Below are 20018 nucleotides of genomic sequence, written 5' to 3'. Positions count from 1 at the left end.
ATGACCCTCGAACTGCTCACCCTCATCACAGCGTTCGCCGCGATCCTGTCCCGCACCGACACCACCCCCGCCGACCGCGCCGCGCTCCTGACCGCCTTCGTCAACGTCCTCGCCCTGCTCACCCGGTAGCGGCCACAGCCAACCGAGGCGCCACCCGTGCCGCCTCCCCGTACCGCCGCAGCACCAGCGCCGCCACCTCCGGGGCCGGCCCCAGTACGTCCGCGACGAAATCGGCCCCCCGCGCCCCCGCCGCGATGCGGTCCGGCAGCCGGCCCGGGGCCAGGACGTACGGCGCGACCGCCACGCGCCGTACGCCCTCGGCGCGCCGCAGCGCGCGCACCGCGTCCTCCGTCCTCGGGAAGGAGGTGGAGGTGGAAGCGGAGGCGAACGCGGGTCGCACGGCACACCAACCACTCGCGTGCCGCCACTCCCGCGCGATTTCTGCGATCACCGCGATCGCCTCCGGGTCCGATGAGCCCGCCGAGGCCAGGACGACCCCGGTCGAGCTCCGGTCGGCGTCCCGTACCCCGGCCTGCCGCAGCCGTCGTTCCAGCGCGTCCGTCAGCAGGGACGACGGGCCCAGGACGGGCGCCTGGTGGACGGTCAGCTCAGGCAGCCGGGCTGCCGCGCCCGCCAGCACCGCCGGAATGTCCGCCTTCGCGTGGAACGCCCGTGTCAGCAGCAGCGGAACCGCCACCACCTCCCCGACGCCCTCCGCCGCCAGCCGTTCCAGCACGCGCGGCACGCTCGGCGCGCAGAAGTCCAGGAAGCCGACCTCCACGCGCAGCCCCGGCCGGCGCCCCGCGACCGCCTGCCGCAGCGCGGCGACCGTCGCCGCGTGCCGGGGGTCGCGGCTGCCGTGGGCGATGAGGAGGAGGACCACGAGCAGCGCCCCTACCGCGTCGCCAGGCCGCGCGAGCGCAGCACCCTGCGCTCCAGCGGGCTGAAGACGATCAGGTCGATGGCGATGCCGACGAACAGGATCAGGACGATGCCCAGCAGCACCCCCGGCATGTCCGAGTCCGTGCGGGCGTTCTCCAGGTACTGGCCCAGGCCCAGGCCCAGGTCCGGCGAGGACGCGATGAGTTCCGCCGCCATCAGCGATCGCCACGAGAAGGCCCAGCCCTGCTTCAGCCCGGCGAGGTATCCGGGCAGGGCCGCCGGCAGCAGCACGTGCCACGCCCCCCGCGCGCCCGTCGCGCCCATCGTGCGGCCCGCGCGCAGGTACAGCGGGGGCACCTGGTCGATGCCGGAGACCAGGCCGTTGGCGATGGACGGCACGGCACCCAGCAGGATCACCGCGTACATCGCCGAGTCCGTGATGCCCAGCCAGATGACGGCCGCCGGCACCCAGGCCACCGACGGGAGGGACTGGAGCCCGGACAGGACCGGGCCCAGCGCCGCCCGTATCAGCGGCACTCTGGCCACCAGCAGTCCCAGCGGCGTGCCGATGGCGAGGGCGGCGAGGAAGCCGAGCAGGCCGCGCGAGACGCTGGTCCAGACGATGCCGAAGAGCGTGCCCTCCAGCCACAGCCGGCGCAGGGCGCCCCACACCGCCGACGGGTCGGGGAGCTTGTAGTCGTCCGTGACCCCCGCCAGGACCAGCAGCTTCCACACCACCAGCACCAGGACGACGGCCGCCACGGGCGGCAGCACCTTGCGCAGCAGCACTTCCCGCAGCGGCGTCCGCTTCACCGGCACCGCGTCGAGGGCGTCGAGGCCGGCCTCCAGGCCCGCGAGATCCCCACCTGCGAGATCCCCGCCCGCGAGATCCCCGGCCCGGGAGCCCTCTCCCGTCCGGGGGCGTTCGGTCTCAGTCCCTGCCATGGCGGCGGATCTCCCCCCGGAGCTCTTCCGTGATCTCGACCGACAGGTCGGCCACCGCCGCGTCCTCGATCCGGCGCGGCTGCGGGATGTCCACCGTCCACTCCCGCACCACCCGCCCCGGCCGGGACGACAGCAGCACCACCCGCTGGCCGAGCCGCACCGCCTCCCGGACGTTGTGGGTGACGAACAGCACCGACAGCGAGGTCTCCGACCAGATGCGCGTCAGCTCGTGGTGGAGCACGTCCCGGGTGATGGCGTCGAGCGCGGCGAACGGCTCGTCCATCAGCAGCACCCGGCTGTCCTGCGCCAGGGCCCGCGCCAGCGCGACGCGCTGCCGCATCCCGCCCGACAGCTCGTGCACGCGCTTGCCGTACGAGCCGCCCAGCCGGACGAGCCGGAGCAGCCGCTCCGCCTCCGCCCGGCGCTCCGCCCTCGGCACGCCGCGCAGCCGCAGGGCCAGCTCGATGTTGCGGCCCGCCGTCAGCCACGGGAACAGCGCGTGCTCCTGGAACATCAGCGCCGGGCGGCCGCCGGGCACCTCGATGGTGCCTGCCGACGGCCGGTCCAGGCCGGCCACCAGGTTCAGCAGCGTCGACTTGCCGCAGCCCGAGGCGCCCAGCAGGCACACGAACTCCCCGGGGCGGACGTCGAGGGTGATGTCGTCGAGTACCGAACGGCCGTCGTAGCTCTTGTGGACGTGGTCGATCCGGACGCCCGTCGCCGGTGCCCGGTCCTCGCCGACGGCGGCCGTGGCGGACGCGGTCGTGGCGGACGTATTCGTGCTCAGTGCCGGTGCCATCCGGTCACCTCCTGGTCGGGGAGCGGGCATACGAGCCCCTACTGCCGCGTACACGTCACTGCCTGCCGAGCTTCGCCGCGTCGACCGTGGGCCTGCCCTCGGCCGCCAGGACCTTGTTGAGCGGGGCCAGGTCGTAGATGCCGGCCAGATCCGGCTTCTCCAGCAGCCCCGCCTTGACCGCGTGGTCCGCCTCGGCCTGGAGGGTGGTGGCCAGCGGGTCGTCCGTCGTCCGGATGGACTGCCACGCCGGGTCGAGGATCTCCGGCGGCAGGTCCTTGCCCGACAGCTTCTTCAGCGCCGCGTTGGCCGAGGTCTTCGCCCGGTCGGGGTTCGCGGCGATCCAGGCGTTGGTCTTCACCGAGCCCCGCAGCACGGCCTCGACGACGTCCGGGTGGGCGTCGAGGAACTTCTTCGACACGATCACATTGGTGATGACGAACTTGCCGTCCGGCCAGAGGGTGCTCTCGTCCAGCAGTACCTTCCCGCCCTCCGAGACCAGCTTGGAGGCGGTCGGCTCGGGCACCCACGCGCCGTCCACCGCACCGGACTTGAAGGCGTCGGGCGTCACCTTGTTGTCCGTGCGGACGACGGAGACGTCGCCCTTGCCGCTCTGCGGGTCGACCTTCCAGCCCTGCCCGGAGATCCAGTTGAGGAACGCCACGTCCTGGGTGTTGCCCTTCTGCGGAGTGGCGATCCGCTTGCCCTTGACGTCCTCCAGCGAGCCGATCTTCTTGGGGTCGACCACGAGCTTCACCCCGCCGGAGGCCGAGCCGGCGATGATCCGCAGGCTCTGGCCCTTGGACTTCACATAGCCGTTGATGGCGGGCGAGGGGCCGATCCAGCCGATGTCGATGGAGCCCGCGTTGAGCGCCTCGATCTCCGACGGCCCGGCGTTGAAGGTGGTCGAGGTGAGCTTGGTGGTGCCCAGCTCCTTCTGGAGGATGCCCTCCTGCTCGCCGACCAGCGGCGTGGCGTGGGTGATGTTGGGGAAGTAGCCGATGCGCACGGTGCCGGCGGAGAGCTTCGCTCCGGTGGCGGCCGCGGGGCCTGCGGTGGTGCCGGAGGACTTCTGGGAGCCGTAGCCGCAGGCGCCCAGAGCCAGGGCCAGCAGCGGCACGGCGACGAGCGCCGGCAGTGGCCGGCGAGCGGGGGATGACACGAGGGGGGTTCCTCTCGTTCAGCGATATGGGCGGTATCCGGGCCGGGGACGGGCGTCAGCCCGCACATCGCCCCACTCCGCCCTGCCCGCTGCCGAGGGCACCGCTGCCGATGCGGCCGCCCTCCTTGTCGAACGTCGCGAAGGCGTCCTGCGCCTGCCCGGTCATCGCTAGAAGTCCCAGCCGTCGTCGGCGGCCGCCACCGGGGTCCTCGCCGCGAACGCCGTCCCGGCCATGCCCGCCGTCAGCGTCGTGCCGTCGGCGGGGTCGATCAGCAGGAACGAGCCGGTGCGCCGGGAGTCGGCGTACGCGTCGAGCGCGAGCGGCTCGGCGGTGCGCAGGACGATGCGGCCGATGTCGTTGGCGGCCAGCTCGCCGGGGTCCGGGTGCTGGGTGAGGTCGTCCAGGGCCAGCCGCGACGGCACCGCCTTGACCAGCGCCTTCACCGTCCGCGTGGTGTGCTTGAGCAGGACCCGGTCGCCGACGCGCAGCGGGCGGTCGGCCACGTGGCAGACGGTGGCCTCGACGTCGCGGGTGGTGCCGGGCGCCGTGCCGGTGGGGGCTATCAGGTCGCCGCGCGAGACGTCGAGGTCGTCGGCGAGCCGCAGGGTGACCGACTGCGGTGCCCAGGCCACGTCCACCGGCCCGGCCAGGCCGTCGATGGCGGCGATCGTGCTCGTGCGCCCCGAGGGCAGCACCGTCACCGGTTCGCCGACGCGCAGCACGCCGGAGGCGACCTGACCGGCGTAGCCCCGGTAGTCGGGGTACGCGGCCGTTCGCGGGCGGATGACGTACTGGACGGGGAAGCGCGCGGGTTCGTCGGTGGGGTCGCTGCCGACGGGCACGGTCTCCAGGTGCTCCAGCACGGTCGGGCCGCCGTACCAGTCCATGTGCGCCGACGGGGTCACCACGTTGTCGCCCGCGAGCGCCGAGATCGGGATCGCGGTGACCTCGGGGACCCCGAGCGAGGCGGCGTACGCGCCGAACTCCCCGGCGATCGCGGCGAACGCGGACTCGGCGTAGCCCACGAGGTCCATCTTGTTGACGGCCAGCACCACGTGGGGGACGCGCAGCAGCGCGGCGACGGCCGCGTGGCGGCGGGTCTGCTCGACGACGCCGTTGCGGGCGTCGACGAGCACCACGGCCAGCTCGGCGGTGGAGGCGCCGGTGACCATGTTGCGGGTGTACTGCACATGGCCGGGGGTGTCGGCGAGGACGAACCGGCGGCGGGGCGTGGCGAAGTAGCGGTGGGCGACGTCGATGGTGATGCCCTGCTCGCGCTCGGCGCGCAGCCCGTCGGTGAGCAGCGCCAGGTCGGGGGCGTCCTGGCCGCGGCCCAGGGACGCCCGTTCGACGGCCTCCAGCTGGTCGGCCAGGACCGACTTGGAGTCGTGGAGGAGCCGGCCCACGAGGGTGGACTTGCCGTCGTCGACGCTTCCGGCGGTGGCGAAGCGCAGGAGCGAGGTGGCCTGGTCGGTGGCGGTGTCGGTGCTCATGGCTAGAAGTACCCCTCGCGCTTGCGGTCCTCCATCGCGGCCTCGGACAGCTTGTCGTCGGCCCGGGTCGCGCCCCGCTCGGTGAGCCGGGACGCCGCGATCTCGGCGATGACGGCGTGGATGGTGGCGGCGCCCGAATCGACGGCACCGGTGCAGGACATGTCCCCCACGGTGCGGTAGCGCACCAGGCGTCTCTCCACCCGCTCGCCGTCGCGGGGGCCTCCCCAGTCGCCGGGGGCCAGCCACATGCCGTCGCGGGCGAAGACCTCGCGCTCGTGGGCGTAGTAGATGGAGGGCAGTTCGATCTTCTCCCGGGCGATGTACTGCCAGACGTCCAGCTCGGTCCAGTTGGACAGCGGGAAGACGCGGACGTGTTCGCCGGGGGAGTGGCGGCCGTTGTAGAGCTGCCACAGCTCGGGGCGCTGCCGGCGCGGGTCCCAGCCGCCGAACTCGTCCCGCAGCGAGAACACGCGCTCCTTGGCCCGGGCCTTCTCCTCGTCGCGCCGGCCGCCGCCGAAGACGGCGTCGAAGCGGTGGCGGCCGATGGCGTCCAGCAGCGGCACCGTCTGGAGCGGGTTGCGGGTGCCGTCGGGGCGTTCGCGCAGCTCGCCCCGGTCGATGAAGTCCTGCACGGACGCCACGTGCAGCCGCAGGCCCAGCTCGGCGACCGTGCGGTCGCGGTAGGCGAGGACCTCGGGGAAGTTGTGCCCGGTGTCCACGTGCAGCAGCCCGAAGGGGACGGCCGCCGGGGCGAACGCCTTGAGGGCGAGGTGGAGCATGACGATGGAGTCCTTGCCGCCCGAGAAGAGCAGCACCGGCCGCTCGAACTCGCCCGCGACCTCACGGAAGACGTGCACCGCCTCCGACTCCAGCGCGTCCAGATGCGTCAGGGCGTACGGGCTGTCCGTCGTCACAGCAACCCCCTCTCCGCCAGCAGCGCGTACAGCGCCGCCGCCGACTCCTCGACGTTCTGCTCGTGCGCGGGGATCCGCAGGTCCGGGTCGGCCGGCACCTCGTACGGGTCGTCGACTCCGGTCAGGCCGGATATCTCGCCCGCCGCCCGCTTGGCGTACAGGCCCTTCACATCGCGCGTGGAGCACACGTCCACCGGCGTGGCCACATGGACCTCCACATAGCCCGTGCCGCTCGCCTGATGGCGCTTGCGCACCGCCTCGCGGGAGTCCGCGTAGGGCGCGATGACGGGCACGAGCACCGTCACGCCGTGCGTGGCCAGCAGGTGGGCGACGAAGCCGATCCGCTGGACGTTGGTGTGCCGGTCCTCGCGGGAGAAGCCCAGGCCCGCCGAGAGGAACTCGCGGATCTCGTCGCCGTCCAGCACCTCCACCGGCCGTCCCTCGGCGCGCAGCCGGGCCGCGAGCGCACGGGCGATCGTCGTCTTGCCCGCGCTCGGCAGGCCGGTGAGCCACACGGTGGCGCCCACGCTCATGTTCCTCTCCAGCTCGTTCAGCAGCTCGTTCGCCAGGGGTTCCGTCATCCGTGCAGCCCGCATTCCGTCTTGCCCGTGCCCGACCAGCGGCCGGCCCGCGCGTCCTCGCCCGCCAGCGTGCGCCGCGTGCAGGGCGCGCAGCCGACGGAGGTGTAGCCGTCCGTCAGCAGCGGGTTGACGAGCACGCCGTGCTCGGCGACGTACGCGTCCACGTCCGCCTCGGTCCAGCGGGCGATCGGGGAGACCTTGACCTTGCCGCGCCGGGCGTCCCAGCCCACCACCGGCGTGCCGGCCCGGGTCGGGGACTCGTCGCGGCGCAGGCCGGTCGCCCAGGCGTCGTACCCGGCCAGGCCCTCCGCCAGCGGTTCGACCTTCCGCATCCGGCAGCACAGGTCCGGGTCGCGCTCGTACAGCCGCGGCCCGTGCGCCGCGTCCTGCTCGGCGACGCTCAGGCGCGGGGTGAGGGTCAGGACCCGGACGTCCATCACGGCCTCGACCGCGTCCCGGGTGCCGATGGTCTCCGGGAAGTGGTAGCCGGTGTCCAGGAAGACCACGTCGACGCCGGGCCGGACGCGCGAGGCGAGGTGGGCGACGACGGCGTCCGCCATGGAGGCGGTCACGCAGAAGCGCTCGCCGAAGGTGTCGGCCGCCCAGCGCAGGATCTCCAGGGCGGGCGCGTCCTCCAGCTCCCGGCCCGCGTCCAGGGCCAGCTGCTCAAGTCCGCTCATGCGCCCGCTCCTTGACCAGGCCCCGGGTCAGCAGCCCGAGGAAGGAGAGCTTGAACGCGCGGTTGCAGGCGCCGCACTCCCAGGCGCCGTGCCCCTGCTCACCGGGCCGCAGGTCCTCGTCACCGCAGTACGGGCAGTAGAAGGGGGCGGCGCGCTCACTCACGACAGCGCCTCCTCGTCCGCCCTGGCCGCCCATTGGGCGAACCGTTCCCCCTCGGTTCTCTCCGCCTGGAAGCGCCGCAGGACGCGCTCCACGTAGTCCGGGAGCTCCGCCGAAGTGACCTTCAGGCCGCGCACCTTGCGGCCGAACCCGGCCTCCAGGCCCAGCGCCCCGCCCAGGTGCACCTGGAAGCCCTCGACCTGCTCGCCCCGCTCGTCGGTGACCAGCTGGCCCTTGAGACCGATGTCCGCCACCTGGATACGCGCGCAGGCGTTCGGGCAGCCGTTGATGTTGATCGTGACGGGCTCGTCGAACTCCGGCAGCCGGCGCTCGAGTTCGTCGATGAGCGAGGCGCCGCGCGCCTTGGTCTCCGTGATCGCGAGCTTGCAGAACTCGATGCCCGTGCAGGCCATCGTGCCCCGCCGGAAGGGCGAGGGGGCGACCCGCAGGTCCAGCGCCTCCAGGCCCGCCACCAGCGAGGGGACCTGCTCCTCCGGCACGTCCAGCACGATCATCTTCTGCTCGGCCGTGGTGCGCACCCGGCTCGAGCCGTGCTGCTCCGCCAGCTCCGCGATCTTGGTGAGCGTGGTGCCGTCGACCCGGCCGACGCGCGGGGCGAAGCCGACGTAGAAGCGGCCGTCCTTCTGCCGGTGGACGCCGACGTGGTCCCGCCAGCGGTGGAGGGGCTGTTCGGGGGCCGGGCCGTCGGTGAGCCGGCGGCCGAGGTACTCGTCCTCCAGTACCTGGCGAAACCGTTCGGCACCCCAGTCGGCGACGAGGAACTTCAGCCGGGCCCGGTTGCGCAGCCGCCGGTAGCCGTAGTCGCGGAAGACGCCGATGACGGCGCCGAAGACGTCGGCCACCTCGTCCAGCGGCACCCAGGCGCCGAGCCGCACCCCGATCCGGGGGTTGGTCGACAGTCCGCCGCCCACCCACAGGTCGAAGCCCGGGCCGTGCTCGGGGTGGCGGACGCCGACGAACGCGACGTCGTTGATCTCGTGGGCGACGTCCAGCAGCGGGGAGCCGGAGACGGCCGACTTGAACTTCCGGGGCAGGTTGGAGAAGTCGGGGTTGCCGATGAAGCGGCGGTGGATCGCCTCGATGGCCGGGGTGCCGTCGAGGATCTCGTCCTCGGCGATGCCGGCCACGGGCGAGCCCAGGATCACGCGGGGCGTGTCCCCGCAGGCCTCCGTGGTGGACAGGCCGACGGCCTCCAGCCGCCGCCAGATCTCGGGCATGTCCTCGATCCGGATCCAGTGGAACTGGATGTTCTGCCGGTCGGTGATGTCGGCGGTGCCCCGGGCGAACTCCTGGGAGACCTCGCCGATGACGCGCAGTTGCGCGGTGGTCAGCCGGCCGCCGTCGACGCGCACCCGCAGCATGAAGAACTCGTCGTCCAGCTCCTCCGGGGCCAGGACGGCCGTGCGGCCGCCGTCGATCCCGGGCTTGCGCTGGGTGTAGAGGCCCCACCAGCGCATCCGGCCGCGCAGATCGCCGGGGTCGATGGAGTGGAAACCGGTCCTGGAGTAGATCGTCTCAATGCGTGTCCGCACATTGAGACCGTCGTCGTCCTTCTTGACCTGCTCGTTGGCGTTCAGCGGGGTGAAGTGGCCGACGGCCCACTGGCCTTCACCTCGGTGGCGGCCGGACTTGCGCCGCGCCGGGGCGGCGGCGGGGGAGCGGGAAGGGGTGTCAGCCATGGAGAAATGTCCTTAAGATCCGCATGCGTCACCGGCGGAGGCGCCGGGCGCGGCATACGAAGGGAAGCGAGGGCCACCCCGTCGGCGACACGCGGCCGACGGAGGGAGGGAACGGTGGTGCTGTGACTGTCAGCCCGCCGGACAGATGGCGCTGGACATGCGGCCGAGGTCGACGTGACGCCGACTCACCAAGGCGATTCCAGCTCGGGACATGACGGCAGCGTGGCACGGCAGTCTTCGGCCAGTCCACTGTTGTCCGAATAGCAAGATGGACCATTCCGGGATATGGAATGGTCCATGGGGTCGCGGGCCGCCGCCCGCCGTCGTCCCGCGCGCTGCGGCTAGGCCGTGCCCTCCGGGTAAGCGCCTGGCCAGGGGCCCGGAGTGGGCGCGTCCGGCTCTTCCGTCACCTTGGTATCGAACACCCGGAAGCCGCGCCGCTCGTAATTGCCGAGCGCGTGCGGTCCGTCCAGGCTGCACGTGTGCAGCCACACCCGCTTCGTGGGCTCCCGCTCGGGCCAGCGCTCGGCCAGGTCCCAGGCCCGCGCGGTCCCCACGCTCAGCAGATGGCCCCCGATCCGCCGCCCCCGGAAGCGCGGGACCAGCCCGAAGTACACGATCTCGACCGCCCCCTCCGGCTGGGCGTCCAGCTCCACGTACCCGGCCGGCGTGCCGTGCTCGTACGCCACCCAGGTCTCCGTCCCGGGCCGCTCCAGGAAGGCCGTCCACTTCTCGTACGACCAGCTCAGCCGGTCCGTCCAGCGGATGTCCCCGCCCACGGCCGTGTACAGGAAACGGCTGAATTCCGGGGAGGGCACGGCCGCCCGTTCGATCCGGATGCCGGACGAAGCGTCCGGAACGTGAGCCGGGAGGAGATCGGCCGGTGAGGTCTGCTCCAGCGACCAGGTGGTCACGGTCGTCGTCGTGCTGTCGCTCATGGCCGAAACCTCATCACACACCTGTCAGCGGTCCACGGCCGACCCCCGGCGCGCGGCCAGCACCAGCGGCGCCGTCGAGGCGGGCAGCAGGTCCTCGGGGTCCTCAGGCTCCAGCAGACGCACCTCCAGCCCGTCGGCGAAGCGGTACGGGCGGTGGCTGAGCACCCCCGCCAGGGTGCGCCGCAGCCGGGAGAGCTCCGCCCGCACCGTCACCGTGCGCGAGGCGTCGCCGAAGAGGTCCGCCGCCAGCTGGGCGGCCGTCCGCCCCGCCCGGTGCCGGGCCAGCACGTACAGCAGCTCGGCGTGGCGCGGACTGAGGGTGTGCGACCACTGGCCCGCCGCCCCGGCGACGCTCACCGTCCACGTGCGCGGCCGGCGCAGGTCCAGCACCAGCCGCCCGGGCGGCACGTCCTCGTCCACGCCCCGGTCCAGCCGGACCAGCCAGCCGTCCGGCAGCGGCTCCAGCGTGCACGGACCCAGCGACGGCAGCCACACCCGCCCCGGGGCCGCCTCCAGGGGCAGCACCACCCGGCTCACCGGCGCCATCCCCGTCACGGCCGCCGTCCAGCCGTCGCGGTCCACGGCCAGTGCCCGGCCGCCCAGCCGGGCCAGCATCGGCGAGGCGACCGTGCGCAGCCGGTCCACCGACTCCCAGTGCCGGGCGCGCAGCTCCGCCTCGGTCACCTTGGCCACGGCCGTCACCAGGGCCAGCGTCGTCGGGTTGAACGCGGGCACGGGCCCCGACACGTTCAGCACGCCCAGCAGCCGCCCGTCGCGCGGATCGTGCAGCGGCGCCGCCGCGCACGTCCAGGCGTGGTGCGTCCGCACGAAGTGCTCGGCCGAGTGCACCTGCACCGGCCGGCGCTCCACCAGCGCCAGCCCGATCCCGTTGGTGCCCACCCGCTCCTCGGTCCAGGACGCGCCCACCTCGAAGCCCAGCCGGTCCGCGCTCCGGCGCACCCCGGCGCCGCCCTCCCGCCACAGCACCCGGCCCTCGGCGTCCGAGACCACGATCAGATGCCGCACGGCGTCCACCGCCTCGCGCAGCCCCTCCCGCACCTGCGGCAGCACCCCGCCCAGCGGGGAGGCCCGGCGCAGGTGCTCGACCTCCTCCACCGAGAGCAGGGCGACGGACCCGCCGGTGTCGGGGTCGAGGCCGTGGCGGCGCACCCGGTGCCACGACTCGCCGATCACCGGACGCGGTCGCACGGGCGGCTCGGCGCCGGCGAGGGCGGCCTCCCGGATGGCGGGCAGCAGCCCCGCGTCGATCGGTATGCGCTTCACGCTGCAATGGTGCCGCCGCGAGCCGCTCCGCGCCGGGTCATCCGCGATATTGCAACGCCTTGCAACCATTGCGAACGCACCCGCTCCGGGCGGAAGGTGAAGGGGAGCGGCCGGAGGGTGGTGCCGAGTCGGCGCAGCATCACCCTCCGCGGCCTCCCACCTGCAACGGTTCCGCCGGGCCCGCTGCCCGGCCGCAGGGTGAACCGAGCCGCCCGCGGCGGATACGGTTAGGTCGTGCAGGCAGCAAAAGAACATTCGGGCCGGGAGGTCGGCCGGCTCCGCAGGGCCAGGGCCCTGTACCGAAATGTCTCCAAACGCAGGATGGCGTGGCTGCTCCTGAAGGACACCGTCAACTCCTGCATGGAGTACCGCGTCACGGGACTGGCCGCCGAAGCCGCCTTCTTCACCCTCCTGTCGCTGCCCCCGCTGCTGCTCGCCCTCCTCGGGCTGCTGCGCTACCTGGACGACTGGACGGGTACCCGCACCATCCTCGGCATCCAGGAGAGCATCCTCACCGTGTCCTCCGCCGTCCTGTCGGACAAGGGCACCAAGGAGATCGCCGAGCCGCTGGTCCGCGACGTCCTCAAGCTCGGCAGCCCGGACATCATCTCCGTCGGCTTCGCCATCGCCCTGTGGTCCGGCTCGCGGGCCGTGAACGTCTTCGTGGACACCATCACGATCATGTACGGGCTGGAGGGCAAGCGCGGCATCGTCAGGACCCGGCTGCTGGCCTTCCTCCTCTACGTCGTCGCCCTCGTCATCGGGGCGGTGGCGCTGCCGCTGATGGTGGCCGGGCCGGAGACGGTGGTGAACGTCGTGCCCTGGAGCGCGGACGCCGTCCGCTTCCTCTACTGGCCCGTCGTCACCCTCCTGTCCATCGCCTTCCTCACCACGCTCTACCACGTGTCCGTGCCCGTGCGGTCCCCCTGGGCGGAGGACATCCCGGGCGCCTTCGTCGCCCTCACCATGTGGGTCCTCGGCAGCCTCCTGCTGCGCGTCTACCTCACCCACACCGTCGAGGGCGTCACCATCTACAGCTCGCTGGCCGCGCCCGTCGCCGTGCTCCTGTGGATCGGCGTCTCCGCCTTCGCGGTGCTCGTCGGCGCCGCCGTGAACGCGGCGATCGACCGGGTCTGGCCCTCCGTCACCACCGCCGCCGCCCGCGCCGAGGTCGACCGGCAGCGCGAGGCCGCCGCCGCCCGCGCGGCCGCCGAGCGGGCCGCGCGGGCCCTGGTCCACGAGAACGACGACGATCCCTGGGAGGCCGAGGAGGGCGTCATCGGCCAGGACCGGGAGCCCCCCTCGGAATTCCCGGAGCGCTGGGCCCAGTTCCTGCCCCCCGAGGACGTCCGCTCCCGGCTCCATAGACCGGACCAACCGCCCAAGCACGCCAAACCGAACAACAAACGCGAATAGCACCACTGACGGGCCGCGAGAAAACCACTCGCGGCCCGTCGGCGTTCGTCTCTACGATCGCTTTCGTCAGGACGATCCCGTCAGGACGAACGACTCCACAGGAGGTGAGCACGCGATGACTGTCGTCGCCACGGGCCGTGCCCGCGCTCAGAAGACCATCCGCACCTCCCTCCTGAAGGACCACCGTCTTGTCCGAGCACACCTCTGCGCACCCCCTCTCCGCCTACGGCTGGGACGCCGGGTTCGCTGACAGCTTCGCTCCCCACGCCGCCGAGGGGCTCGTCCCCGGGCGGATCGTCCGCGTCGACCGCGGCCGCTGCGACCTGGTCGTCGCGGACGGCGAGAGCGGCGTACGCCATGTCATGGCCGACACCTCGCTCGTCACCACCGGCGACCCGCTGAACATCATGTGCACCGGCGACTGGGCCGCCGTCGACCTCGCCGGAGGCTACGTACGGGCCCTGCTGCCGCGCCGCACCGCCTTCGTCCGCTCCACGTCCTCCAAGCGGTCCGAGGGCCAGATCCTCGCCGCCAACGTCGATCACGCCGTCGTCGCCGTCTCGCTCGCCGTCGAGCTCGACCTGGGCCGGATCGAGCGGTTCCTGACCCTGGCCTGGGAGAGCGGCGCCACCCCGCTCGTCGTCCTCACCAAGGCCGACCTCGTCCCCGACCCCGCCACCCTCGCCCACCTCGTCGCCGACGCGGAGACGGCGGCGCCGGGCGTGACGGTGCTGGCCGTCAGCGCCGAGACGGGGGAGGGCGTCGACGTCCTCGCGGCCGTGCTGGCGGGCGGCGCGTCCGTCCTCCTCGGCCAGTCCGGCGCCGGCAAGTCCACGCTGGCCAATGCGCTCGTCGGCGGCGAGGTCCAGGCCGTGCAGACCACGCGTGACCGTGACGGCAAGGGCCGCCACACCACGACCACGCGCAACCTGCTGCCGCTGCCCGGCGGCGGCGTCCTCATCGACACCCCCGGGCTGCGGGGAGTGGGCCTGTGGGACGCGGAGGACGGCGTCGGCCGGACCTTCGCCGAGATCGAGGCCCTCGCCGCGGACTGCCGCTTCCACGACTGCGGCCACGCGACGGAGCCGGGCTGCGCGGTCCTCGCGGCGGTCGAGGACGGCACGCTGCGGCCGCGCCGCCTGGAGAGCTACCGCAAGCTCCTCCGCGAGAACGCGTGGATCGCCTCGCGCACGGACGCCCGTCAGCGGGCGGAGATCCGCCGCGACTGGAAGCGGAAGCAGGCGGAGGGGAGGGCGGCGGTGGCGCTGAAGCGGGGGGTCAGCTGACGCCGGGGGGTGGGCCCCCGGGGCGTCTGCCGCCCCCCGGGCGGGGCGGGCCCCCTGGGCGGGGCGGGCCGGGCCGCGGTGGGGCCGGGCCGCGGTGGCGGCGAGCCGCTGCGGCGCGGGTCGCTGGTGTCGGGCGGGGCGGGGGTGGTTCGGCACCGCCGGTCTCCGGCGCGGTGGCTGATCGCCGTCGCGGCGGGGGGTGGGCCCCTGTCCCGCCCTTTCACCGTTTCCCGGGGCTGTGCCCCGGCCCCCCGGCGGTGGCGGGCCGGGGGGTCTCCCCCCTACGACGGGCCCGCGCAGTGGTGGGTCGCCAGGGCTTCGACCGCCGTCAGGTCCCGGGCCTCCAGTGCGTCCAGCAAGCGCAGGTGCTCCGCGGCGTGGGCGGTGAGCCCGCCCGTCACCGCGCCCGGGCACTGGGCCCGGCGGTGGAGCTCGTCCGCGACGATCACGAGCTGCCGGTTGCCGGTGAGCTCCAGGAGCGCCCGGTGGAAGGCCCGGTCGGCCTCCGCGTAGGCCGCGCGGTCGCCCTCGGCGGCCACGGCGGCCGTGCGCTCGGCCAGCGGCCGCAGCTCGCGCCAGCGGGCCGCCGGCACCGCGCGGGCGACCCGCAGCAGGGCGGGCACCTCCAGCAGCGCGCGGACCTCCGCGAGTTCCGCGTGGTCGCGCTCGGTGCGGCTGGTGACGCGGAAGCCCCGGTTGGGGACGACCTCGACCGCGCCCTCCAGAGCCAGTTGCTGCATGGCCTCCCGCACGGGAGTCGCGCTCACCCCGAAACGCTCGCCGAGCGCGGGCCCGGAGTAGACCTCGCCGGGCACGAGCTCCCCGCTGACGAGCGCCTTGCGGAGGGCGTCGAGCACCTGCCCCCGGACGGAGTAGCGCTGGGGAACCCGGGGCGCGGGGCGGGCGCCGGGGGCGTAGCCGTACTCGCTCTCGTCATGGGTGTGCTCCCCGCGCGCGCTCGGCGTGGCCTGCGCGGGTACACCGGTATGCGGCCGCGATACTGCGCTGTGGGGTCTGCCCTGCTCCATTGAGGTCCTCCTGGTGTCCCATCGGAACCATAGGCGGCGAATCCGGCAGTTCAAACCCCGATTCGTCTGAGTAAGGTTAGGCTTACCTCCTTATGATCGGGATTCGATCATCCTCTCGACGTCCGCGGCCCCGGCCGCACCCCCTTCCGGCCAAAACGGCTAAGCCACTCGATCGAGTGGATTGGTTAGAACTCAATTCACCTGCCGCTGGCGGGCGTTCGAATTCATTCGTCGCTCTCCGTATATCCTTGCCGTCCATTGGCGGTGAGTTACCGCGAAACCCCTTGGCATCCGGCGCGAGTCCGTCAGGATGGCGCGCGAAACGCCGTACTGCATGCAAGGGACGAAGATGAGAGTGACCGACATACCGCTGAATTGGGCGCTCCCCAGTGCCGTGGCGCTCATCGGGGCAGTGGTGGCGGTGACGGTGTACACGCGCGGCCGGAACACCGCCAGGGAGGACGGGGCCGCCGGCACGGACTCCTGGGAGCGCAACGAGGAACGCAGACGCCGCAAGGAAGCCCTCTACGGCAGCGCCTCGTACGTACTCCTCTTCTGCTGCGCCGCGGTCGCCGCGGCCCTCTCCTTCCATGGCCTGGTCGGCTTCGGGCAGCAGAACCTGGGGCTGACGGACGGCTGGGAGTACCTGGTGCCCTTCGGCCTCGACGGCGCCGCCATGTTCTGCTCGGTGCTGGCGGTGCGCGAGGCGAGCCACGGCGACGCCGCGCTGGGCTCCCGGATGCTGGTGTGGACGTTCGCGAGCGCCGCCGCCTGGTTCAACTGGGTGCACGCGCCCCGGGGGCTGGACCACGCGGGGGCTCCGCAGTTCTTCGCCGGCATGTCGCTGTCGGCGGCCGTGCTCTTCGACCGGGCGCTCAAGCAGACCCGCCGCGCGGCGCTGCGCGAGCAGGGCCTGGTGCCCCGCCCACTGCCGCAGATCCGGATAGTGCGATGGCTGCGGGCGCCCCGGGAGACCTTCGGCGCCTGGTCGCTGATGCTCCTGGAGGGTGTGCGGTCGCTGGACGAGGCCGTGGAGGAGGTCCGCGAGGACAAGCGCCAGCAGGCCCAGCACCGGATGCGCCGCCGGGAGGCCGGCAAGCTGGAGCGCGCCCGGCTGAAGGCATACAACCGGCAGCACCGGATGTGGGGCCGGGTACGCGGCGGACGGCAGGTCGAGGTGACCGGCCCGGCCGTGCCGGCCGCCCCGCAGCCCGCCCAGATCGGCTCGCAGGGAGGGCCGGAGCCCTCCATAGTCGAGCCGGGGCAGCTTCCGGTACGTTCCCGCCCGCTGCAGTCGGTGGACAGGCCCGTCCCCATCGACCTCACAGCGGAGGACGACACCCAGGCCATCCCGCGGCTCGACTCGCTGGAGGAGAAACTGGCCCGGATCGAGCGGCAGTTCGGCTGACGAAGCGCGAACGACCGCCGACAGCCGTCGCGACGGCCCCGGACCAGGAGCCCTGAACCGCCTCGTGGAGGCGGTTCAGGGCTCTCGCGCGTCCAGCTCGAACCAGACCGACTTCCCCACGCCGTGGCTCCGCACCCCCCAGCCGTCCGCGAGGGCGTGGACGAGCAGCAGGCCCCGCCCGGAGGTGGCCGCCGTGTCCATGCCCCGCTCGCCGTTCCGGCCCGGAGGGCCGGGGGTGGGCGCCCGCACCGTGGGATGCCGGGAGAGGAAGTCCCGTACCTCCACGCGCAGCCGGCCCTTGACGGACGCGGCCGGACCGCCGGTGAGGCGGGCGGTGACGACGGCGCCGCCGTCGGTGTGCACCAGGGCGTTGGTGACCAGCTCGCTCACCAGCAGCTCGGCGGTGTCGGCCCGGCCCGGGGCGCCCCAGCGGGCGAGCAGCGCGCGCAGCCCGGCGCGGACGTCGTGGACGGCCGCCAGGTCCTTGCGCGGCAGTCGCCTCTCCCAGTGCGGCGCCGGGGCCGCCGCCGCACCGGATTCGCCGGATCCCTCCGACACACCGCCTTCCGCGGACCCTCCCCTGCTCTCGCGCTGTTCAGCGCCCGCCCAGTGTCCAGTCCGCCTGTTCATTCTTCGCCGACCCGACCCCTCCCCGGCGCCCCGGCCTCGAACACGCTCACGGGAAATGCATGCCCAAAGGCTGCCGAGTCGACGCCTGTTGACGCATCAACATGGTTGTACGACCGGAATCCCGAAGCCTCTTGTGTGGCGCGCGAATTGCCGACCCGAGCAGCCGGCCGGGCGGCCGCTAGCCCTCCCAGACCGCGCAGGCCGTACGGTCGTCGGCGTACCCCTTCACCCTCAGCTGGACGTCCGCGAGGAACTCCGCCAGCCCCGGCGGCTCCGCCCTGGCCCACCGCTCCGCCAGCCGCACGCCCAGTTCCGCCTCGCCGCGCAGCGGGTCGGCCAGGCCCGCGCTGCACAGCAGCAGGGTGTCGCCGGGCCGGGCGATCGAGGCGCGGAAGCGGAAGGGCTCGGAGGGCACCTCGGCCGGGTCGATGACGGGCGCCGTGCCGGGCGTGGGGATGCCGAGGTCCACGGTGATCCGGTCGGCGACGTCGTAGCCCGTCAGCGGCTCCGCCTCGGCCTCGGCGACGGGCTCCCGGGGCTCCGGGTCCAGGTCCTGCCAGGCGCCCTCGCGCAGCCGGAACAGCCCGCCCGGGCCCACGCCGAAGAACACGCGCGTCCGGCAGCGCGGGTCCACGGGAAGGAGCAGACAGCGCAGCCCCGCCGTGTACTCGCTCGGCCGCAGGCCCAGTTCGGCCGCGCGGACGCGCAGCCGGCCGTACGTGCGGTCCGTCAGTCGGTGCAGCCCCGACTTGAGCTCGTCGCGGCGGCCCGCGTGGATGTCCTCGACCAGCCGGGCGTGGCTGCGTCCGACCGCGCCGCCCAGCCATACGCAGATCTCCCGCGCCGCCCGGTGGGCGCCCTCGGCCGCGCGGGCGCCGCTCGCCATGGCGACGAGCAGCAGCGCGTCGTCGCCCGCGCCGAAGCGCGCGGTCAGCAGGGCGTCCCGGCGGGGCTCGCCGCGGTAGCGGGCGGAGTCCCCGCGCAGCGAGCCGGCCCGCAGCGTCAGCGCCCCGTACCGGGCGCCGTCCAGCACGGTGTCGGGCACGAGGTCCTCCAGCCCGCCGGGGTCCGCGGCCGGCCAGGAGGTCGGCTCGGCCTCGTAGGTGGGCGGCCGCCGCCCCACGTACTCGGGGGTGCGCAGCCGCGCGCCGTTCCGGCGCGGCGTTCCGGCGACGGGGGACCGCTCGGGCGGGGGCAGCTCGGAGGCCTCGGTGGTCTCCAGCGCGGTGCCGGGGGCGGTCGCCGCGCGGGAGAGGCCGGGGATGCCGGAGAACCCGGGCAGGTCGGGGAGGTCCGGCAGCTCCGGGAATCCGGGCGGCTCCGCGACATCGGGGATGCCGGCGGGAGCGCCCGGGGCGCGTTTGCGTTTGGTGAGCTCCGCGCGCTCCGGGCGTTCCACGCGCTCGGCCGGGCCCGCGTACCGGTCCGGGTCCGCGACGCCCGGGGGCTCCGGCGGCACCGGCAGCGGAGGGGGCGGCGGGGAGACCCGCGTCCTGGGATCGGGCGGCGGCGGCCCGTCGGGAAGCCCCTCCGCCCCCACGGGCGCGCACGGCTCGGGAGGCGGGGCCGGGGGCCGCTGCCGGGGCCGGACGGGAACGGGCAGGGCGGACCCCCGGGAGCGGTCGGCTCCACCGCCGCCGATGCCGTTGGCCCCACCACCGGTTCGGGGGGCTCCGCCGGTGTAGGGGGCGGCGCCGGTGCCGTGGGGGTCGATTGAGCCGTGGGGGCTGTGGGGGCCGGTGGAGCCGTTCGGCCCGGGACTGCCGTTCGTCCCGAAGCCGCCGTTCGGCCTGGGGGAGCCGTTGGGCCCGAAGTCGCCGTTCGACCTGGTGGCGCCGTTGGGCCCGAGGCCGCTGCCCGACCCGAGATCGTCATCGGGTTCGAGCCCGCCGCTGATTCCGGGCCCGCCGTCGGGTTCGGGACCACCGTTCGTTCCGGGACGGGCGTCGGGTCCGAAGCCGTCGCTCGCTCCGAGGCCGCCGTCGGCCCCCGGGCCACCGTTCATCCCGAGACCGGCGTCGGTTCCAAGGCCGCCGCTGGATCGGGATCCGCCGTCGGCCCCTGGGCGGTCGCTCGCTCCGAGGCCGCCGTTGGGTTCGGGGCCACCGTTCGTGCCGAGACCGGCGTCGGGTCCCAGGCCGTCGCGCGCTCCGAGCCTGCCGCCGGATCCGGGGCCGCCGTCCGCTCCGGGACCGGTCTCGGGGAGGAGGCCGCCACCGGACCCGTGGGCCGCGCCCGTGCCGTCGGCACCGGCCGTGCGGCTGGACGGGCCGTGGCCGGACCCGTTGGGCCCGCTGGATCCGTTCGCCGTGGGGGGCTCCGTGCCGCGGGCGCCGCCGGGGGAGGGGGCGGGCGGGGTCCAGCGTTTGGTCTGGCGTGGCACCCCGCGGGACACGGCGGGCGAGAGCCCGCCCGGCCCGCCGCCGGGCGGGCCGGGCGGGGCGTCCGCGCCCCCGGCCGCCCTCCGGGGCGGCTCGGGCCGTCGCGGCTCCGCTCTCGGCCGAAGAGGTTCCGGACCCACGATCGCCGAGGCGGAGGAGAACCGTTCGTCGAGGCTGTCGCCGGCGGCGACACCACCCGTGTCGGCTTCACTCCTGCCGTACAACTCGCGCCACCAGGCGTCCTCTTGTTCGGCGTACTGGTCCCCCTGCTGACTCATGCCCTTATTGTCCACACTGTGGGGCATACGGGAAGAGTGCACGGCGAACACCACC

The 20018-nt window shown here is 74.0% G+C and carries 19 protein-coding genes; 4 read left to right on the top strand and 15 right to left on the bottom strand.

Annotated features, from left to right (window positions below):
• Complete coding sequence (locus tag IE096_RS31770; RefSeq protein WP_268248278.1) at window positions 1–129, top strand: hypothetical protein; 129 nt, start codon at window positions 1–3, stop codon at window positions 127–129.
• On the opposite strand, the gene IE096_RS05290 is transcribed toward IE096_RS31770, so the two are convergent.
• The 12 genes from IE096_RS05290 to IE096_RS05230 all read right to left on the bottom strand — a co-directional run bounded on the left by IE096_RS05290 (window position 119) and on the right by IE096_RS05230 (window position 11536).
• Window positions 119–883: a sirohydrochlorin chelatase gene (locus tag IE096_RS05290; protein ID WP_229819932.1), complete on the bottom strand. Its 765-nt coding sequence runs from the start codon at window positions 881–883 to the stop codon at window positions 119–121. The genes IE096_RS31770 and IE096_RS05290 overlap by 11 nt on opposite strands.
• An 11-nt stretch (window positions 884–894) precedes the next feature.
• Entirely contained in the window at window positions 895–1827 is a 933-nt protein-coding gene (locus tag IE096_RS05285) for an ABC transporter permease (protein WP_229819931.1), read from the bottom strand.
• Window positions 1814–2626, bottom strand: a complete 813-nt coding sequence (locus IE096_RS05280; RefSeq protein ID WP_229819930.1) for an ABC transporter ATP-binding protein — start codon at window positions 2624–2626, stop codon at window positions 1814–1816. The genes IE096_RS05285 and IE096_RS05280 overlap by 14 nt, the downstream gene beginning before the upstream one ends.
• Window positions 2627–2681: 55 nt before the next feature.
• The gene (locus IE096_RS05275) at window positions 2682–3785 is read right to left on the bottom strand and encodes an aliphatic sulfonate ABC transporter substrate-binding protein (protein ID WP_189448791.1); all 1104 of its coding nucleotides are present in this window, start codon (window positions 3783–3785) and stop codon (window positions 2682–2684) included.
• A gap of 168 nt (window positions 3786–3953) precedes the next feature.
• Window positions 3954–5279, bottom strand: a complete 1326-nt coding sequence (locus tag IE096_RS05265; RefSeq protein ID WP_189448788.1) for a sulfate adenylyltransferase subunit 1 — start codon at window positions 5277–5279, stop codon at window positions 3954–3956.
• 2 nt (window positions 5280–5281) lie between these two features.
• Window positions 5282–6193 (bottom strand): sulfate adenylyltransferase subunit CysD, encoded by a 912-nt coding sequence (cysD, locus tag IE096_RS05260; RefSeq protein ID WP_189448786.1) that lies wholly within the window; start codon window positions 6191–6193, stop codon window positions 5282–5284.
• Window positions 6190–6774, bottom strand: a complete 585-nt coding sequence (cysC, locus tag IE096_RS05255) for an adenylyl-sulfate kinase (protein WP_373298012.1) — start codon at window positions 6772–6774, stop codon at window positions 6190–6192. Before cysC ends, cysD begins: the two co-directional genes overlap by 4 nt.
• Window positions 6771–7454 (bottom strand): phosphoadenylyl-sulfate reductase, encoded by a 684-nt coding sequence (locus IE096_RS05250; protein ID WP_189448784.1) that lies wholly within the window; start codon window positions 7452–7454, stop codon window positions 6771–6773. Before IE096_RS05250 ends, cysC begins: the two co-directional genes overlap by 4 nt.
• Window positions 7441–7617 (bottom strand): hypothetical protein, encoded by a 177-nt coding sequence (locus IE096_RS05245; RefSeq protein ID WP_189448783.1) that lies wholly within the window; start codon window positions 7615–7617, stop codon window positions 7441–7443. The genes IE096_RS05250 and IE096_RS05245 overlap by 14 nt, the downstream gene beginning before the upstream one ends.
• Window positions 7614–9314: a nitrite/sulfite reductase gene (locus IE096_RS05240; protein ID WP_189448781.1), complete on the bottom strand. Its 1701-nt coding sequence runs from the start codon at window positions 9312–9314 to the stop codon at window positions 7614–7616. Before IE096_RS05240 ends, IE096_RS05245 begins: the two co-directional genes overlap by 4 nt.
• A 341-nt stretch (window positions 9315–9655) precedes the next feature.
• Complete coding sequence (locus IE096_RS05235) at window positions 9656–10252, bottom strand: GNAT family N-acetyltransferase (RefSeq protein WP_189448779.1); 597 nt, start codon at window positions 10250–10252, stop codon at window positions 9656–9658.
• Between the two features lie 24 nt (window positions 10253–10276).
• Entirely contained in the window at window positions 10277–11536 is a 1260-nt protein-coding gene (locus tag IE096_RS05230; protein ID WP_229819929.1) for a GAF domain-containing protein, read from the bottom strand.
• A gap of 234 nt (window positions 11537–11770) precedes the next feature.
• On the opposite strand from IE096_RS05230, the gene IE096_RS05225 reads away from it, so the two are divergent.
• Both IE096_RS05225 and rsgA read left to right on the top strand, forming a co-directional pair.
• Complete coding sequence (locus IE096_RS05225) at window positions 11771–12952, top strand: YihY/virulence factor BrkB family protein (protein WP_229819928.1); 1182 nt, start codon at window positions 11771–11773, stop codon at window positions 12950–12952.
• A 188-nt stretch (window positions 12953–13140) separates the two neighbouring features.
• Complete coding sequence (rsgA, locus tag IE096_RS05220) at window positions 13141–14238, top strand: ribosome small subunit-dependent GTPase A (protein WP_189448774.1); 1098 nt, start codon at window positions 13141–13143, stop codon at window positions 14236–14238.
• Between the two features lie 281 nt (window positions 14239–14519).
• Here the strand turns inward: rsgA and IE096_RS05215 are convergent, their stop codons facing one another.
• Entirely contained in the window at window positions 14520–15266 is a 747-nt protein-coding gene (locus IE096_RS05215) for a GntR family transcriptional regulator (RefSeq protein WP_189448772.1), read from the bottom strand.
• Between the two features lie 349 nt (window positions 15267–15615).
• Between IE096_RS05215 and IE096_RS05210 the strand changes: the two genes are divergently transcribed.
• Window positions 15616–16674 carry a DUF2637 domain-containing protein gene (locus IE096_RS05210; protein ID WP_189448770.1) on the top strand — a complete coding sequence of 353 codons (1059 nt, stop codon included), beginning with the start codon at window positions 15616–15618 and terminating at the stop codon, window positions 16672–16674.
• 75 nt (window positions 16675–16749) lie between these two features.
• Here IE096_RS05210 and IE096_RS05205 read toward each other — a convergent pair whose 3' ends face one another.
• Complete coding sequence (locus IE096_RS05205) at window positions 16750–17232, bottom strand: ATP-binding protein (protein ID WP_229819927.1); 483 nt, start codon at window positions 17230–17232, stop codon at window positions 16750–16752.
• 250 nt (window positions 17233–17482) lie between these two features.
• The gene (locus tag IE096_RS31235; protein ID WP_229819926.1) at window positions 17483–19963 is read right to left on the bottom strand and encodes a protein phosphatase 2C domain-containing protein; all 2481 of its coding nucleotides are present in this window, start codon (window positions 19961–19963) and stop codon (window positions 17483–17485) included.
• Window positions 19964–20018: the final 55 nt, after the last annotated feature.

The organism is Streptomyces abikoensis (assembly GCF_014648775.1).
Lineage (GTDB): Bacteria > Actinomycetota > Actinomycetes > Streptomycetales > Streptomycetaceae > Streptomyces > Streptomyces abikoensis.
This window is presented reverse-complemented; position numbering and strand designations above follow the sequence as displayed.

Coding starts and splice junctions, on each gene's coding strand:
- IE096_RS31770 (WP_268248278.1), top strand. CDS start 1: ATGACCCTCGAACTGCTCACCCTCATCACAGCGTTCGCCGCGATCCTG.
- IE096_RS05285 (WP_229819931.1), bottom strand. CDS start 1,827: ATGGCAGGGACTGAGACCGAACGCCCCCGGACGGGAGAGGGCTCCCGG.
- IE096_RS05280 (WP_229819930.1), bottom strand. CDS start 2,626: ATGGCACCGGCACTGAGCACGAATACGTCCGCCACGACCGCGTCCGCC.
- IE096_RS05265 (WP_189448788.1), bottom strand. CDS start 5,279: ATGAGCACCGACACCGCCACCGACCAGGCCACCTCGCTCCTGCGCTTC.
- cysC (WP_373298012.1), bottom strand. CDS start 6,774: ATGACGGAACCCCTGGCGAACGAGCTGCTGAACGAGCTGGAGAGGAAC.
- IE096_RS05250 (WP_189448784.1), bottom strand. CDS start 7,454: ATGAGCGGACTTGAGCAGCTGGCCCTGGACGCGGGCCGGGAGCTGGAG.
- IE096_RS05240 (WP_189448781.1), bottom strand. CDS start 9,314: ATGGCTGACACCCCTTCCCGCTCCCCCGCCGCCGCCCCGGCGCGGCGC.
- IE096_RS05235 (WP_189448779.1), bottom strand. CDS start 10,252: ATGAGCGACAGCACGACGACGACCGTGACCACCTGGTCGCTGGAGCAG.
- IE096_RS05215 (WP_189448772.1), bottom strand. CDS start 15,266: ATGGAGCAGGGCAGACCCCACAGCGCAGTATCGCGGCCGCATACCGGT.
- IE096_RS05210 (WP_189448770.1), top strand. CDS start 15,616: ATGAGAGTGACCGACATACCGCTGAATTGGGCGCTCCCCAGTGCCGTG.
- IE096_RS31235 (WP_229819926.1), bottom strand. CDS start 19,963: ATGAGTCAGCAGGGGGACCAGTACGCCGAACAAGAGGACGCCTGGTGG.